A 15,459-nucleotide genomic window follows, 5' to 3' on the forward strand; every position below is an offset into this window, starting at 1 on the left:
AGGCGTACGCGGCGGGGCAATAGTCATGGCATAGCCGAAAGTTATCGGCCCCAGAGCAAGGGAGACGGACATGGACCGCACATTCACTCGCCGCTTCACCACCGCGCTGGCGGGCCCCACCCTCGCAGTGGGCGTCCTGGCCGGCACTCTCGTCGTCGCCACCCCCGCGGCCGCCGACACCATGGGCCTGAGCGCGACGGCACCGGGGTCCGCCGCACCGGCCGCGCTGATCCCCATCAGCCTCTGAACCGCGTCGTAAGACGTCTCGCCGCAATCCAACACTCCGACCCGAGGAGAGCCACATGAACAATGCCCGCCGCCCGTTCCCGGGAGTTCGGAGGTCTATCGATCGATAACCCAGATTCTCCACATGCTTACGAGGCCCTCCCTCTGGTCATAAGGGAGGGCCTCGTCGTGGCGTAGACACGTGTCATATCGTGACGGCATGGATTTCGCCATGTCTGCCAAGGGCGCTGACTACCACAAGCGCCTCACCGAGTTCATGGTCGAGCACGTCTTCCCGGCCGAGGAGTCCTACGACGAGTACCGGGCCGCCGCCGGCCCGAACGACTTCACCGTGCCCCCGGTGGTCGAGGAATTGAAGGTGCTGGCCCGCGGCCAGGGCCTGTGGAACCTGTTCTTGCCGTCCGAGTCGGGGCTGACCAATCTCGAGTACGCACCGCTGGCGGAGCTGACCGGGTGGAGCACCGAGATCGCGCCGGAGGCCATCAACTGTGCGGCACCGGACACCGGCAACATGGAGACCCTGCACCTGTTCGCCACCGAGCAGCAGCGCAAGCAATGGCTCGAGCCGCTGCTGGCCGGCGAGATCCGCAGCGCGTTCTCGATGACCGAGCCCGCGGTGGCCTCCAGCGACGCCCGCAACATTCAGACCGCGATCGTTCGCGACGGTGACGACTACATCATCAACGGCCGCAAGTGGTGGACCTCGGGCGCCAACGATCCGCGCTGCAAGATCCTGATTGTCATGGGCCGCACCAACGCTGACGCCGCGTCCCATCAGCAGCAGTCGATGATCCTGGTACCCGTCGATACGCCCGGTGTCAACATTGTCCGGTCCACGTCGGTGTTCGGCTGGCAGGACCAGCACGGCCACGCCGAAGTGATCTACGACAACGTACGGGTGCCGGCCTCCAACCTGCTCGCCGAAGAAGGCATGGGCTTCGCCATCGCCCAGGCCCGGCTGGGGCCGGGACGCATTCACCACTGCATGCGGGCGATCGGGGTGGCCGAGCGGGCGCTGGCGTTGATGACCGAACGCGCCCGCACCCGTATCGCATTCGGCAAGCCACTTGCCGAGCAGGGCGTGGTTCAGCAGCAAATTGCTTTGTCCCGCAACGAGATCGACCAGGCTCGGCTGCTGTGCGAGAAGGCCGCATGGACCATCGACCAGCACGGCAACAAGGAGGCCCGCAATCTAGTCGCCCAGATCAAGGCCGTCGCACCGCAGATGTCGTGCAACGTCATCGACCGCGCCATCCAGGTGCACGGCGGCGGCGGGGTCAGTGATGACTTCCCGCTGGCGCGGATGTACGGCTGGCAGCGGGCCATGCGCATCTTCGACGGGCCCGACGAGGTTCACATGCGCAGCATCGCCCGCGCCGAAATCGGCCGGGAACAAAACGCGCTCGCGGCGGCGGTGACCCGCGCGTGAACAACGGAAAACTCTCGGGCGCATGGAATTTCCGCGATATCGCCGCGACCACCGGAGTGCGACCCGGCCGGTTCTTCAGGTCCAGTGAGCTCAGCCGTCTCGATGATGCGGGCCGCGAGTTCTTCAGCGGGCTCGGCATCACCGACGTCGCCGATCTGCGCTCGCCGCAGGAAGTGGAACGCCGCGGGGCCGGTGCGGTGCCGGACGGGGTCGCCATCCACCTGCTGCCGTTCCCGGACCTGTCCAACACCACGGCCGAGGCACCGCACGAGACCAGCTGGCAGAAGATGATGACAGAGCAGCCCGCCGACGACGACGTCGAGGCCGCGGCGGAGCGGTTCATGACCGAGGAGTACCAGAAGTTCCCCGTCCTCGGTGGCGCGCAACGTGCTGTGCGGCAAGTGTTTTCACTAGTCGGCGCGGGACGCCCGGTCATCACTCACTGCTTCGCAGGTAAGGATCGCACCGGCTTCACCGTGGCGGTGGTGCTCGAGGCGATCGGGGTGCCCCAGGAGGCCATCCTGACCGACTTCCTGCGCAGTAACGACGCGGTCTCCGCGTTGCGCGAACGCATCATGGAGTCGATCGTCGACCGGGCGGGCGAGACCCCGGAGATCGCTACCTTCGCCCAGGCGCGCCTGACCGACGGAGTGCTCGGCGTGCGTGAGGAGTACCTGGCGACGGCGCGGCGGACGATCGACGAGAACTACGGCAATTTGGAAGGCTTCCTGCAGGTCGCCGGGGTCACCGCCGAGGACATCACGCGGACTCGCACCGCACTACTGGGTTAGCACCACGCCGGCCACCCACACTGCGGTGGCCACCAGCCCGCCCGTGAGCTCGACACCTACCGACAGCACGGCGGCCTTCAACGCGTGCACCGTGGCCGCCCACGCGCGCCGCTGATCGCGGCGCGCAGCCAGCTCGGCGAGGTACACGCCGAGCACGAATCCCACGAGCAGACCGACTACCGGGATCACGAAGAAGCCGATCACACCGAGCACCGCGCCCGCGGCGAGCGACCACCTGCCCACCTCGGCGGCGCGCATCCGCCGGGCCGGCCAAAGATACTTGATCAGCAGGCTCGCCCCGAGCACGGCGGTGACCACCCCGAGCACCGCCCAGGCCACCAGGGTGTGTTCGACGGAGGCCCACACCGCGATGGCCGCGTAGACCAGCAGGGTGCCCGGTAGCAGCGGCACGATGATGCCGACCAGTCCGATCGCGATGGCCAGCCCGACGAGGACGATGCCGGCGATGCTCACCTGTCGAATCTAGAGCTTGTCAGCGAGGTCCACGAGGTCGGTTGCCGTGACGTCGAATTCGTCGGGCTCGATCGCCGTTCGCTTACGCCCGGGTCCGTACTCCATCGGCCGCTCGACGTGCGCGGTCCGTAGCCCGGCGTCGCGGGCGGCCCTCAGATCACTGGGATGCGCCGCGACCAACATGAGCTCGTCGGGCGCCACGTCCAGGATCTTCGCGCAGCCCAGGTAGACCTCCCGGTCGGGTTTGTAGTGGCCGAAGATCTCGGCCGACAGCACGCAGTCCCAGGGCAGACCCGCTCGCTTGGCCATGTCGATCAAAAGCGACATGTTGCCGTTCGACAGCGTGGTGATGGTGAAGCGCTCCCTGAGCCGGTACAGCCCTGCGACGCTGTCGGGCCAGGGGTCCAGCCGATGCCACGCACGGTTCAGGTGATCGATGTCGCCCTCCGCGGCCTCGATGGCGGCATCGCGGAGCAACTCGCCGAGGATCCTGCGGTGCAGATCATCCAGCCGCGTCCAAGGCAGCTCGCCGCGGCGAACCAGATCCATCGCCGGAACGTAGCCGGCCCGCCAGTCATCGGCGAACTTCGGCCAATCCCGTTGTACGCCTTGCCTGTTCCCGAATTCCTGGAGTTCGGCGATGAGGCTCGCGCGCCAGTCGACGACGGTGCCGAACACGTCGAAGGCCAGCGCGCGAACCATCACGCCTCCAGCACGGGATCAGCCGAGCTTGAACGTGGCGTGCTCAGCGGCCGACAGGTCATCGATCACCGACCACTGCGAGGCGATGTCATCGACGGTCGGCACATGATCGAAGGTGACGCCTTCGTTCTGGAACAGCGCCGCGCGCTGCACCTTGCCACCACCGACGATGAACACCGACGCCGAGTCCGGCACCTCTTCGGTGCACAGGTAGCCGACGACCGGCGCGACGTACTCCGGGGTGAGCTTCTTGAGTACCTCCGGCGGCAGGATGTCCTCGGTCATGCGGGTGGCGGCGATCGGCGCGACGGCGTTGGCCTTGATGTTGTACTTGGCGCCTTCCTGGGCCAGGGAGTTGATCAGACCGACCAGTCCGAGCTTGGCGGCGCTGTAGTTGGCCTGGCCGAAGTTGCCGAACAGGCCGCTGGTGGAGGTGGCCACGACGATGCGGCCGTAGCTCTGCTCACGGAAGTGCGGCCAGGCGGCGCGGATGACGTTGTAGCCGCCGTAGAGATGGACCTTGAGCACGGAGTCCCAGTTCTCGAACGGCATTTTGTGGAAGGTGCCGTCCCGCAGGATGCCCGCGTTGCTCACGATGCCGTCGATCTTGCCGAACTCGTCGAGCGCGGTCTTGACGATGTTCTCGGCACCTTCGGATTCGGCGACGGAATCGTAGTTGGCCACGGCGCGGCCGCCGGCGTCCTTGATCTCCTGGACCACCTGGTCGGCCATGTTATGACCCGCGCCGGTGCCGTCCCGCGCACCGCCGAGGTCGTTGACCACCACGCTGGCGCCTTCGCGGGCCAGGGTCAGGGCGTATTCACGGCCCAAACCACCGCCGGCTCCCGTGACGACGACGACTCGATCCACAACTCCGGGCATGAGATTCCTTTCAGCGACGACGGAACGTACTCCCTGTATACGTGGGCCGTCGGAGCTGCAGGCAGCCGGGTGGCGTCAGGCCTTCTGGGCGACGACGAACGTCGCGAACGCATCGGGATCCGATGCCATCGGCACCTCGACCCAGCGGCCCAGCCGGCGCATCTCCTCGGTGGAGGGCTGGCCGGACGCGAGCCACCCGTGTGCGTTGAGCCACTCGGTGACGTCGGCGCGATCGGGGTCGTTGTAGGTCAGGTTCTGCATGTCGATATTGCGCTCGATACCGAGCTGGTCGGCGAATTTCTCGAAGCGTTCGCGCACTTCTGCCCGGCGTTCTTCGCTGTGGTGCCCGACTGCCTCGGCCGATACCCGGCTGCCGGCTGCACTCAGCTCGGTGATCAGTTCGAACAGCCTGTCCTGGGCATCGGCGGGCAGGTACATCAGCAACCCCTCGGCCAGCCAGGCGGTCGGCTGCGAGGGGTCGAAGCCCTGCTCCTTGAGCGCGGCCGGCCAATCCTGGCGCAGGTCGACGGGAACCTCGTGACGCTCAGCGGACGGCCGCACGTCGTGGGCGGCCAGGGTCTGCGCCTTGTATTCGAGCACCAACGGCTGGTCGATCTCGAATACGCGGGTGCCGGCCGGCCAGTCCAGCCGGAAGGCACGCGAGTCCAGACCCGAGGCCAGGATGACGACCTGGCGGATGCCCGCGGCGACCGCGTCGGCGAAGAAGGCATCGAAGAAGTGAGTGCGCACCGCCTGGTAGTTGCGCATGTGCGTGAAGAGTGCGCCGGCTTCGGGGTCGGCGTTGGCCAGGCGCTCGGCCATGGCGGCACCGTCGAGGATGTTCTCCCACATACCGGTGCCCGCGCCCTGGACCAGGATGCGGGCGTAAGGGTCGCTGATCAGCGGTTCCGGACCATCGGTCTCACTGGCGCGCGCGGCGGCCACCATCACCGCAGTCGAGCCCACGCTTGTCGCGATGTCCCAGGTGTCGTCGTCAGTGCGCACAGTGCTCATGGCAGATCCCCAATTCGGCGTATCAATCGGCTCGACACTGGGCCGCGACCCGTCGGGGCCGCGCATCAACCCAGTTCAGCCGTGGTTATACGACGATGGTACCCGAGAAGCTTAGCTAGCCTATGCGACCTGTGGCGCATGTCACCGGCGACTAACCGGCGTGCCACGCCTTGCCGTTGAGCAGCTCGAGGAACTGATCGGTGATCGCGTTCAGCCGCTCGCTGTCATCCACGAAGCCGGCATAGAAGCCCAGGCCCCACATGACGGCCATGAACATCTCGGCGGCCGACTCGATATCGATGTCGGAGCGGACCTCGCCCGACTCGATAGCGTCCCGGATGGCCGCTTTGATGTATCCGCGGGTGAACTCCCGGGAATCATGGTTCGACTCGGCAAGCTCGGGATGCCGCTCGGCTTCGAGCACGGCAGTCACCAAGAACGCAGCAACCGAGCGATCCTGGCCTTCGGCCTGCACGACCGCGCCGATGAAAGCGCGGATCCGCCCGGCCAGCGTGCCCTCACGCTGTGACTGCTGCACGGCGGCCTCGATGACCAAGGCGTTCGTCTGATCGACGACCTCTTGGTACAGCAGCCGTTTGCTGGCGAAGTAGTGGTTGATGGCGGGTCTGGTCAGGTCGGCACGGATTGCGATCGCCTGGAAGGTGGCAGCGTCATAACCCAATTCGCTGAACACCTCACGGGCGGCGCGCATGATGCGCTCGCGCGTTTCCGCGGCCTTAGCTGCTGGGGGCCGACCCGGGCCCCTACTCGCTGTATGCGCCACATTGAAAGTGTGCCACAACAGCCGTCGAAATTTTGACGGCAGACGACATTTGCTCATTCCTGAGAAATTAGAATTCCGCTTATAATCAAATCTACCTGCGGAATCCGTTGCGGCGACGCCGCTCCAGCTCGCGATCCGCGCGCAACCTGCGGTTTTGTGTTCGCATGCCGGATGGTCACCACCGAGCAAATTCCGTGGGAATGCGAATTACGCCTGAGAATTCGCTACTAATGCATTTGCGCGCGAGAGTTCCTTGTCGAAAGGTTCGCGGGCGCGGGAGACGTGTTTGCTACAGGCGATTTTGGGCTCTAGAACGCCTTGCGCATGAGCCTGATCGCACGATCAGTGTATGGCGGGTACATGAGTTTCAAATCGAATTTGGTCGATTTGGCCAACACGGCGCGTCGGTGACTGAGGGCTTCGAAGCCCCACTTGCCGTGATACGCACCCATGCCGCTGGCCCCGACACCGCCGAACGGAAGTTGCGGGACAAGGCAGTGCACCGCCACGTGGTTGACCACGGCTCCGCCGGATGGCATCCGGTCGACGAGATCCCGAGCCGCCGCCTGTGAGGCGGTGAAGACGTAGAGCGCCAGTGGCTTGGGCCGGGCGTTGACGAACGCGACGGCCGCATCTGGCGAATCCACCGCGATGATCGGCAGGATCGGGCCGAAGATCTCGTCGGACATCACCGGGTCGTCGGCGGCCGGGTTGACGATCACCGTCGGCTCGATGCGCAGCGCCGACCGGTCCGAGCCGCCTCCGGTGACAACGGTTCCGCTGGTCGCGCTGATCAGTGACACCAGCCGGTCGAACTGCCGCTCGTTGACGATCCGCAGTGACGGGTCCGTCTCCTCGGCGCGGAACTGGGCGATCGTCGCCACGATCTTGTCGGCCAGCTCGGCGGCGATTGTGCGGTCGGCCAGCACATAGTCCGGGGCGATGCAGGTCTGGCCCGAGTTCAGCATCTTGATCCAGGCGATCCGGCGCGCCGCCACGTCGAGGTCGGCGTCGGCAAGCACCACCACCGGGCTCTTACCGCCCAGCTCGAGGGTCACCGGCGTCAACGTCGGTGCGGCCGCGGCCATGATCTTGCGGCCGATCTCGGTGCCCCCGGTGAACAATGCGTGGTCGAACCCCTGGGCCATCAGGTCCTGGGTGGTCGTGGCATCACCTTCCACCACGCGGATGGCCTCGTTGTCCAGATAGTCCGGAACCAGCCGCGCAAGCAGCGCCGACGTGGCAGGCGCCAACTCTGACGGCTTGATCACCATGGCATTTCCAGCAGCGATCGCGGCCACCACCGGCGCCATGCACAGATAGAACGGGTAGTTCCAGGGACCGATCACCAGGATCACGCCCAGCGGGTCGTATTGCACCCAGGCCTTTCCGGGCAGCTGGGCCAGCGGAAGCCCGTACCGCTGCGGCTTTATCCACTTCTTCAGATGCTTGCGGGCGAACGCCGCTTCGGCCTTCGTCGAGCCGATATCGCCCAGCCACGCCTCGAACGAGGACCGGCCGAGATCGCTGGCCAGCGCCTGGGCGATCTCCGGCTCCCGTTCCTCGCACATCCGCTCCACGGCGCGCAGCTGCTCGGAGCGCCACTGCAGCGAACGGGTGTGACCGCTGTTGAACACACGGCGCACATCGGCGAGAACGCCGGCTGCGCCCCCTTCGGTGGCCTGGTCACTGGTGATCTGGATGGTCATGCCAACTCCTCGAATCATTTCGCCTGGCTCCAGCTTGCCCCATGATCTCCGCGTCCGTCCAAGCCCCAGCAGCTCGACCTTGCGCAACTTGGTCACGATCCCGCACGTCACGGACATCTGGCCCGGACAGCGCACTATGGTCTTGTCCCATGGCCACCGTTGCCAACCGGGAGTCGTACTTCGAGACCGGTCTCGAAGTACTCGCAGACGTGGGATACGGCGGACTGAAACTCGCCGAGGTGTGTAACCGGCTCGGCGTCACGACCGGGTCGTTCTATCACTACTTCTCCAGTTGGCCTGCCTACACCCGGGATCTGGTGTCTTACTGGGTGCAAGACCGGACAATCCGCCTGATCAGCGCCATCCGCGAGGTGTCCGACCCACGTCAGCGCATCGAGGCGATCATCCAGGTCGGGCTGTCCCTGCCGCACGGTGCCGAAGCCGCCATTCGGTCGTGGAGCTCGGTGGACCCGCACGTTCTGGCGGTGCAGTCCGAGGTCGACAGGCAGCGGTTCAAGATCCTCTACGACTCCGCGGTCGAGATCGTCAGCGATGTTCGCCAGGCCGAGGTCTACGCCACCTGGGCGGTCTATGTCTTCATCGGCTACGAGCAGGCGACCCTGCCGCGCGAGTCGGGGATGTTCGGCTGGATCGCCCGCTACATGCTCGACGCACTGGATTCGGGCAGCTTCGCCGGCGTGCCGCGGTGACCCTGGCTGCCCTGTGGCGGCGGGCAGCCGAGCGGATCAAGACGCGCGACCCCGAGAACGACGGCGCCCGCCGTGCCGTGCGGGCCGCGATCGTCATCCCGATCGCCACGGCGGTGAGTTTCACCGTCGGCGGCGGTTCTCAGACGCCGCTGTTCACGATCTTCGGTTCGATCGCGCTGCTGATCGTGACGGACTTCCCCGGCAATGTGAACGCTCGGGCGCTGGCCTACGGCGGACTCGGTTTCAACGGGGCCGTGCTGATCAGTCTGGGCACCCTGGTCGCCCCCATCCCGTGGCTGGCGGTCACGCTGATGTTCGTCGTCGGGGTGGTCGTCGCACTCTCGGGTGTGCTCAGCGAGATCATCGCCGCCGGTATGCGCGCCACGTTGCTGACATTCGTCCTTCCCGTGTGCACGCCGCCCGGCCCGCTGGGCGAGCGCCTCTTCGGCTGGCTGCTCGCACTGGTGATCTGCGTGCCCGCGGCACTGTTCGTGCTTCCGCCACGCCACCACGGCGAGCTGCGCCGTCACGCCGCCGCTGTCTGCGCGGTGCTGGCCGACCGGATCGAGGGCGGCGCATCGTCAGCTGAGGTCACCACCGCGATGGACGCGCTGCGCGCCAACTTCCTTGGCGCGACGTACCGTCCGGTCGCGCTGACCGCGGGCAGCCGCGCGCTGGTCCGGGTGGTCGACGACCTGCAGTGGCTGTGTGATCGGGTCACCGGCGACACCGGTGGGCTGCTCGGGCCGATGGCCGAGCCGGTGGTACAGGTGCTGCGCGACAGCGCAGGCATCCTGCGTATCACCCAGCCCGCCGAACGGGCGGCCGAACGCGCGCTGCTGGCCAGGGCTCTGGCCGAGCTACGGACCATCGCGGTGGACAGCTACCGGCAGGACATTGTCGATATCCTCGCCGAGCCCGATGACCAGGCCGCCGTCGAGCTGGGCCGCACCCTGCTGACCAGACGCACCATCGGCGCCGCCGTCGCGATCACCGGCCGCATCATCGCTGCCGCTGCGGCCGCCGATGCCCGACCCGTCTGGGCCCGCGTACTGGGGCGACGGCTGCCCGAGACCGGATCCGCGGACCGGGTGTACTCCGAGACGACCGCCGTCACCAATATCACCGCCGGCTATTTGCGGACATGGTCGGTAACTGCCCGCAACAGCCTGCGAACCGGCACCGGCCTGGCCCTGGCCGTGCTCGTCACAGTGGTGTTCCCGGTCCAGCACGGGTTCTGGGTGGTCCTCGGGGCGATGTCGGTACTGCGCAGTAGCGCGCTCACGACAGGTACCAATGTGGTCCGGGCGGTCATCGGCACGGTGATCGGGTTCGTACTCGGCGCGATTGTCATCGAGCTACTGGGGACCGATCCCGTCGTGATGTGGGTGCTGCTGCCGATGGTGGCGTTCGGCTCGACCTACGTACCGGAGATCGGTTCGTTCACCGCCAGCCAGGCCGCGTTCACCATGATGGTGCTGATCGTCTTCAACTTGATCGTCCCCACCGGCTGGCGGGTCGGCCTGCTGCGGCTCGAGGACATCGTGGTCGGCGCGTCCGTCGCCATCGTCGTCTCATTACTGTTGTGGCCGGGCGGGGCCAGGGCGGCGGTGCAGCGGTCGGTCGGGGCGGCCTCCAGCGTCGGCTCGCGTTACCTGCACGCGGCGATACTCCGGGTCACGCGCGGCGCGTTCGAGCACGCCGAGGACCTGGTGAACACGCTCAGCCACCAGGCACTGACCGCCTCCCGAACCCTGGATGATGCTGTGCGTCAATATCTTTCGGAAAGTGGTGGCCCCACTGACTCCCGCGCTCCGGTGGTGCGAGCGGCCAACCGGGCGTTCCGGCTGCGGGCCGCCGCCGATCTGATCGCTGACATCGTGCCGCCACCACTGGGCGTGTACCCGCGGGCACGGGAAGTGCTCGAGGAGCACGCTGCCGCGATTTGCGCCCGCCTCGACGGCCGTGACGCCGCCGACTCGGTAGCCCCGATCAGTGACGACCTGGTGCCCGCGCTGCGAGCCGAGGCCGGCGAGGGCGAACTCGCGGTGTCGGCGGCACTGCCGCTGGTCACCGCGGCGGCCAATGTCGGCGAACTGGAACTCACCTATCCGCCGGCCGTGGCCGCCGAGCCGGTGCCACGCTAGCGGTCCGCGTCAACCCCGGTGCGGCATCAGCGCGCCCGGCGGGATGGCGCCGAACCGGCCGGCGTTGTAGTCGTCCAGCGCCTGGATGACCTCGGACTTGGAGTTCATCACGAACGGCCCGTAGTGGAAGACCGGCTCACGAATCGGCCTGCCGCCCAGCAGAAGAACCTCCATCGCCGGACGGTTGGCGTCCTGGGTCGCATCGGCGGCGACCGTGATGCGGTCGCCGGGGCCGAGCACCGCGAGCTGACCCTGCTGGATTGGGTGCCCGACCGGACCGATCGTGCCGCGACCGGAGAGCACGTAGACCAGCGCGTTGTATTCGCGTGGCCACGGCAGGTTCAGCTGGGCGCCGGCCTCGATGCTGTTGTGTGCCAGCGTGATCGGGGTATGCGTCATGCCCGGACCGCTCCACCCGTCGACATCGCCGGCGATGAGGCGCACCAGTGTGCCGCCGTCGGCCGAGGACAGCAGCCGCACGGCTGGACCCTCGATCGACTGATAGCGCGGCTCGGCGAACTTGTCCTTGCGGGGCAGGTTGACCCACAGCTGGATGCCGTGGAACAGCCCGCCGCTGTCGACCAGCTCGGCCGGGGGTGTCTCGATGTGCAGGATGCCCGCCCCCGCGGTCATCCACTGCGTGGCGCCGTCGGCGATCAGACCACCGCCGCCGTGCGAATCCTGGTGGGCGAAGCGGCCGTCGATCATGTAGGTGACCGTCTCGAAGCCGCGGTGCGGGTGCCAGTCGGTGCCTCGGGGCTCACCCGGCGAGTACTCGACTTCACCCATCTGGTCCATGTGGACGAAGGGGTCGAGGTCCGCGGCACTGACGCCGGCGAACGCGCGCACGACAGGGAAACCTTCACCCTCAAACCCGCGCGGCCCGGTCGTGATGGACCGCACGGGCCGCTCGGTGTCGGTCGCGGCGGCGGCGCTCACCCGCGGGAGAGACAACGTATCTGCGGTAACTGCTGGCATGCCCGAGATAACCGGACCGCAGTCCGATTAATTCCGTCAGCCCAGGAAGGCCAGCGCGGCCGCGCGGGCCTCGGCGGCACTCGCCGTGGTCAGGACCGCCTCGGCGGCGTCGCGGCATTGCTGCAGGGTGACCGACGCGAGTTTGGCGCCGACGCCTGTCACGGCAGCCGCGGCCGCCGAGAGCGACGTGACGCCGAGGCCGACCAGTACGCAGGCCAGCAGTGGGTCGGCGGCGGCCTCACCGCACACCCCGACCGGCTTGCCACGACTGGCGCCGGCACGCGCGGTCTGCGCGACCAGCGCCAGCACGCCGGGCTGCCACGGGTCGGTCAGGGTGGCCAGCTCGGCCGACATCCGGTCGGCTGCCATCGTGTATTGCGCCAAGTCATTGGTGCCGATCGACAAGAACTCGACGTGGGCCAGGATGTGGTCGGCCAGCAGCGCCGCGGCCGGAACCTCGATCATCACGCCGGGGACGAGGCCGCGCTGGCGTGCCCGGTCGGCGAACCGCCTGGCCTCGTCGGGGGTGGCGATCATCGGCGCCATCACCCACGGCGCGCTGCCGGTGCGCTCGGCAGCGAGAGCGATCGCGTCCAGCTGGCGGTCGAGGACCTCGGGATGAAGGGCCTCGATGCGGATTCCTCGCACGCCGAGTGCGGGGTTGGCCTCGTCGGGATGCCCGACGAACTTCAGCGGCTTGTCCGACCCGGCATCCAGGGTGCGGATGACGACCTTGCATCCGGCGAAGGCATCGAGAACCTCGCCGTAGATCGACGCCTGCTCGTCAACACTCGGCTCGGTGTCGCGGTTGAGGAAGCACAACTCGGTGCGGAACAGCCCGATGCCCTCGGCCGGGGTGTCTCGCGCGGCACGGGCCGCCGACCCGTCCTGGACGTTGGCCAGGATCGACACCAAGTGGCCGTCGGCGGTGGCCCCGGGACCGCTCCAGCCGGCCATCGCGGCGGCGGCTGCGTCGGCGGCCTCGACGGCGGCGGTGGCATCGGCCGGGTCGGGAGCCACGCTGACGGTCCCGCGGGTTCCGTCGATGAGGACGTCGGCGCCGGCCGGGACGTCGTCGAGCCCGTGGACGGCGACGACGCATGGGATGCCGAGCTGGCGGGCGATGATCGCGGTGTGGCTGGTCGGGCCGCCGAGCGTGGTGGCCAGGCCCACCACGAGCGTCGGGTCAAGGCCCGCGGTGTCGGCGGGCGCGAGGTCCTCAGCGCAGAGGATGGCGGGCTGGGCCGGTACCGGGACGCCAGGCTCGGGCAGGCCGCTCAGTTCGGCGACCACCCGGTCCCGGATGTCACGCAGGTCGGTGACGCGTTCGGCCATCAGCCCGCCCATCTGGGTGAACAGGTCCACGAACTGAGCGACCGCGGCAGCGGTGGCCCGCACCGCGGGCGCCCCCGCCTTGATCTGCTTCTCGGCCGCACCCAGCCAGGCGCGGTCCTGCGCCAGCATTGCGGTGGCGGCCAGCACCTCCGAAGCGGCGCCGGTCGCGGCCGCGGCGCGCTCACGCAGCCGGCCGGCGACGGTGGCCGCGGCAGCCGTGAACCGCGTCGCCTCGGCCTCGCGCTGCCCGTCGGCGATGTCGCCCCCGGGGTCGAGATCTTCGATCGCGGGGAGCCGGCCGGGCCGGATGACCGGTGCGTAGCGGACGCCGGGGACCACCGGGACGCCGGTGAGGACCGGTCCGGCACCGTGTGAGGTAGGCGTGGAAGAGGCGGTCATGTGAACTAGATTACAACGATTCATTGACAAGTCAACACGAACGGGAGTAAAACAACATATAGCAACATTCAATCCAGGCGCGACCCCACACAAACGGAGAATCGTGTACGCGGAAGAACGTCAGCAGGCGATCGCCGCCCGAGTGCTGTCTCAGGGCCGGGCCTCGGTCGCTGAACTGGCTCAGGCCTACGACGTCACGACCGAGACCGTCCGCCGCGACCTGGCGGTCCTCGACCGGGCCGGTCTGGTGCGCCGAGTGCACGGCGGGGCTGTCCCGGTGCGCGCACTGCACGTGGTCGAGCCCGGCATCGACGAACGGGAGACCACCCGCGCCGACTACAAGGAAGCGATCGCGCGGGCCGCCACTGAATTCCTCCCGCTGTCGGGTGCCACCGTGCTCTTCGATGCCGGCACCACCACCGCCAGGGTCGCGGCCATGTTGCCCGCCGACCGGGAGCTCGTCGCGGTCACCAACTCGGTACCGATCGCGGCCCGCCTGGCCGCGATGCCGTCGATCACCCTGCAGCTGCTCGGCGGCCGGGTCCGCGGACTGACTCAGGCGGCTGTCGGCGAGCCTGTGCTGCGCGCCCTCAACACCATGCGAGTGGACATCGCGTTCATCGGCACCAACGGAATCACCGTGCGCCACGGACTCTCGACCCCCGACAGCGACGAAGCCGCCGTCAAACGCGCGATGGTGCGCTGCGCCAACTACGTTGTGGTGCTGGCCGATTCATCGAAGATCGGCCGCGAGGAGTTCGTCAGTTTCGCCCACACCGCCAGCGTCGACGCTCTGATCACCGACCGCGAGATCAGCGCGGCAGACCGCGCCGCGCTGACCGAGCAGGGTATCGAAGTCGTTGTCGCAGGAGGGGAATCATGATCGTCACCGTCACTCCCAACCCGAGTATCGACCGCACGGTGACGCTCCCCGGCCGGTTGGTGCGCGGCGCGGTGCACCGGGTGCAGTCGGTGACCACCGAGCCGGGCGGCAAGGGGGTCAATGTCGCGCGCGCTCTGGCCCTGGCCGGACTGGATACCATCGCGGTGCTGCCCGCCGGCCCGCACGATCCGATCGTCAGCGCACTGCAGTTCTCGTGCGTGCCGTTCTACGCCGTACCCATCGACGGCGCGGTGCGCACCAATTTGGCGATCACCGAATCCGACGGCACGACAACGAAGATCAACGAGCCCGGCGCCGTCATCGAAGCGCCCGCACTGGCCGCGCTCACGCGGGCGATCCTCGACCGCGCCGCGGCAGCGCGCTGGGTGGTGCTGTCCGGGTCGCTGCCGCCAGGGATTCCGGACAGCTGGTACGCCGACATCGTCGCCCAATTGCAGTCCTACGACTGCAAAGTCGCCGTCGACACCTCCGATGCACCGCTCGCGGCGCTGGCCGCCGGATTGGCCACCGCCGCCCCCGATGTGATCAAGCCGAACGCCGAGGAACTGGCCAGCCTGGCCGGTGTCGACGCCACGATGCTGGAAGAATCGCTGGCCCAGGGCAATCCAGATCCGGTCGTCGACGCTGCCCGGCATCTCATCGACCTCGGCGCCAAGACCGTGCTGGCCACCCTGGGCGCGGCAGGAGCCCTGCTGGTCAACGACACCGGCAGCTGGCTGGCCACCCCACCCCCGATCAAGCCCAGGAGCACCGTCGGCGCCGGTGACTCCTCACTGGCGGGTTACGTACGCGCCGACGTCGGTGGTGCGCAGGCGCCACAACGACTGCAGATGGCCGTCGCCTACGGCAGCGCTGCTGCGGCCCTTCCCGGTTCGGCGCTCCCGTCGCCGGCCCAGATCGACCTCGACGACGTTGCTGTCACCTCGATTTCGCCCTTCCCCGCAGGATCCACACC

Annotated in this window: 15 protein-coding genes; 7 read left to right on the plus strand and 8 right to left on the minus strand. The window is 68.0% G+C overall.

Going from position 1 to position 15,459, the window contains the following annotated elements; genetic code table 11:
* Nucleotides 1-70: 70 nt before the first annotated feature.
* From CG716_RS30420 to CG716_RS28200, 3 genes are all read left to right on the plus strand, one after another.
* Nucleotides 71-247, plus strand: a complete 177-nt coding sequence (locus CG716_RS30420; RefSeq protein WP_165774338.1) for a hypothetical protein — start codon at nt 71-73, stop codon at nt 245-247.
* A 210-nt stretch (nt 248-457) separates the two neighbouring features.
* Nucleotides 458-1,675, plus strand: coding sequence for an acyl-CoA dehydrogenase family protein (locus CG716_RS28195; RefSeq protein ID WP_094484456.1), 1,218 nt, complete (start codon nt 458-460; stop codon nt 1,673-1,675).
* A complete protein-coding gene (locus CG716_RS28200; protein WP_094484442.1) occupies nt 1,672-2,466 on the plus strand; it encodes a tyrosine-protein phosphatase in 795 nt (264 codons plus the stop codon). Before CG716_RS28195 ends, CG716_RS28200 begins: the two co-directional genes overlap by 4 nt.
* On the opposite strand, the gene CG716_RS28205 is transcribed toward CG716_RS28200, so the two are convergent.
* The 6 genes from CG716_RS28205 to CG716_RS28230 form a co-directional block, all read right to left on the minus strand.
* Entirely contained in the window at nt 2,455-2,940 is a 486-nt protein-coding gene (locus CG716_RS28205) for a DUF456 domain-containing protein (RefSeq protein ID WP_094484443.1), read from the minus strand. The genes CG716_RS28200 and CG716_RS28205 overlap by 12 nt on opposite strands.
* A gap of 9 nt (nt 2,941-2,949) precedes the next feature.
* On the minus strand, nt 2,950-3,642 hold the full coding sequence (locus CG716_RS28210) for a haloacid dehalogenase type II (RefSeq protein ID WP_207760808.1): 693 nt from the start codon (nt 3,640-3,642) through the stop codon (nt 2,950-2,952).
* An 18-nt stretch (nt 3,643-3,660) separates the two neighbouring features.
* On the minus strand, nt 3,661-4,524 hold the full coding sequence (locus CG716_RS28215) for an SDR family oxidoreductase (protein WP_094484445.1): 864 nt from the start codon (nt 4,522-4,524) through the stop codon (nt 3,661-3,663).
* A 75-nt stretch (nt 4,525-4,599) separates the two neighbouring features.
* Nucleotides 4,600-5,538 carry a class I SAM-dependent methyltransferase gene (locus tag CG716_RS28220; RefSeq protein WP_094484446.1) on the minus strand — a complete coding sequence of 313 codons (939 nt, stop codon included), beginning with the start codon at nt 5,536-5,538 and terminating at the stop codon, nt 4,600-4,602.
* A 151-nt stretch (nt 5,539-5,689) separates the two neighbouring features.
* Nucleotides 5,690-6,322 carry a TetR/AcrR family transcriptional regulator gene (locus tag CG716_RS28225; RefSeq protein ID WP_133067038.1) on the minus strand — a complete coding sequence of 211 codons (633 nt, stop codon included), beginning with the start codon at nt 6,320-6,322 and terminating at the stop codon, nt 5,690-5,692.
* Between the two features lie 308 nt (nt 6,323-6,630).
* Nucleotides 6,631-8,031, minus strand: a complete 1,401-nt coding sequence (locus CG716_RS28230; RefSeq protein ID WP_207760809.1) for an aldehyde dehydrogenase family protein — start codon at nt 8,029-8,031, stop codon at nt 6,631-6,633.
* A 149-nt stretch (nt 8,032-8,180) separates the two neighbouring features.
* Between CG716_RS28230 and CG716_RS28235 the strand changes: the two genes are divergently transcribed.
* Both CG716_RS28235 and CG716_RS28240 read left to right on the plus strand, forming a co-directional pair.
* Nucleotides 8,181-8,741: a TetR/AcrR family transcriptional regulator gene (locus CG716_RS28235; protein ID WP_094484448.1), complete on the plus strand. Its 561-nt coding sequence runs from the start codon at nt 8,181-8,183 to the stop codon at nt 8,739-8,741.
* On the plus strand, nt 8,738-10,888 hold the full coding sequence (locus CG716_RS28240; protein ID WP_165774339.1) for an FUSC family protein: 2,151 nt from the start codon (nt 8,738-8,740) through the stop codon (nt 10,886-10,888). Before CG716_RS28235 ends, CG716_RS28240 begins: the two co-directional genes overlap by 4 nt.
* 9 nt (nt 10,889-10,897) lie before the next feature.
* Here CG716_RS28240 and CG716_RS28245 read toward each other — a convergent pair whose 3' ends face one another.
* Both CG716_RS28245 and CG716_RS28250 read right to left on the minus strand, forming a co-directional pair.
* A complete protein-coding gene (locus CG716_RS28245; RefSeq protein ID WP_094484449.1) occupies nt 10,898-11,866 on the minus strand; it encodes a pirin family protein in 969 nt (322 codons plus the stop codon).
* Between the two features lie 36 nt (nt 11,867-11,902).
* Nucleotides 11,903-13,600: a phosphoenolpyruvate--protein phosphotransferase gene (locus CG716_RS28250; RefSeq protein WP_207760810.1), complete on the minus strand. Its 1,698-nt coding sequence runs from the start codon at nt 13,598-13,600 to the stop codon at nt 11,903-11,905.
* A gap of 103 nt (nt 13,601-13,703) precedes the next feature.
* Between CG716_RS28250 and CG716_RS28255 the strand changes: the two genes are divergently transcribed.
* Both CG716_RS28255 and pfkB read left to right on the plus strand, forming a co-directional pair.
* Nucleotides 13,704-14,483: a DeoR/GlpR family DNA-binding transcription regulator gene (locus CG716_RS28255; RefSeq protein WP_094484450.1), complete on the plus strand. Its 780-nt coding sequence runs from the start codon at nt 13,704-13,706 to the stop codon at nt 14,481-14,483.
* A partial coding sequence (gene pfkB / locus CG716_RS28260) for a 1-phosphofructokinase (protein WP_094484451.1) occupies nt 14,480-15,459 on the plus strand: 980 nt, incomplete at its 3' end. The genes CG716_RS28255 and pfkB, both read left to right, overlap by 4 nt.

The sequence above is a fragment of the Mycolicibacterium sphagni genome (assembly GCF_002250655.1).
In the GTDB taxonomy this organism is placed as follows: Bacteria; Actinomycetota; Actinomycetes; order Mycobacteriales; family Mycobacteriaceae; genus Mycobacterium; species Mycobacterium sphagni.

Coding starts and splice junctions, on each gene's coding strand:
- CG716_RS30420 (WP_165774338.1), top strand. CDS start 71: ATGGACCGCACATTCACTCGCCGCTTCACCACCGCGCTGGCGGGCCCC.
- CG716_RS28195 (WP_094484456.1), top strand. CDS start 458: ATGTCTGCCAAGGGCGCTGACTACCACAAGCGCCTCACCGAGTTCATG.
- CG716_RS28210 (WP_207760808.1), bottom strand. CDS start 3,642: ATGGTTCGCGCGCTGGCCTTCGACGTGTTCGGCACCGTCGTCGACTGG.
- CG716_RS28215 (WP_094484445.1), bottom strand. CDS start 4,524: ATGCCCGGAGTTGTGGATCGAGTCGTCGTCGTCACGGGAGCCGGCGGT.
- CG716_RS28220 (WP_094484446.1), bottom strand. CDS start 5,538: ATGAGCACTGTGCGCACTGACGACGACACCTGGGACATCGCGACAAGC.
- CG716_RS28230 (WP_207760809.1), bottom strand. CDS start 8,031: ATGACCATCCAGATCACCAGTGACCAGGCCACCGAAGGGGGCGCAGCC.
- CG716_RS28235 (WP_094484448.1), top strand. CDS start 8,181: ATGGCCACCGTTGCCAACCGGGAGTCGTACTTCGAGACCGGTCTCGAA.
- CG716_RS28245 (WP_094484449.1), bottom strand. CDS start 11,866: ATGCCAGCAGTTACCGCAGATACGTTGTCTCTCCCGCGGGTGAGCGCC.
- CG716_RS28250 (WP_207760810.1), bottom strand. CDS start 13,600: ATGACCGCCTCTTCCACGCCTACCTCACACGGTGCCGGACCGGTCCTC.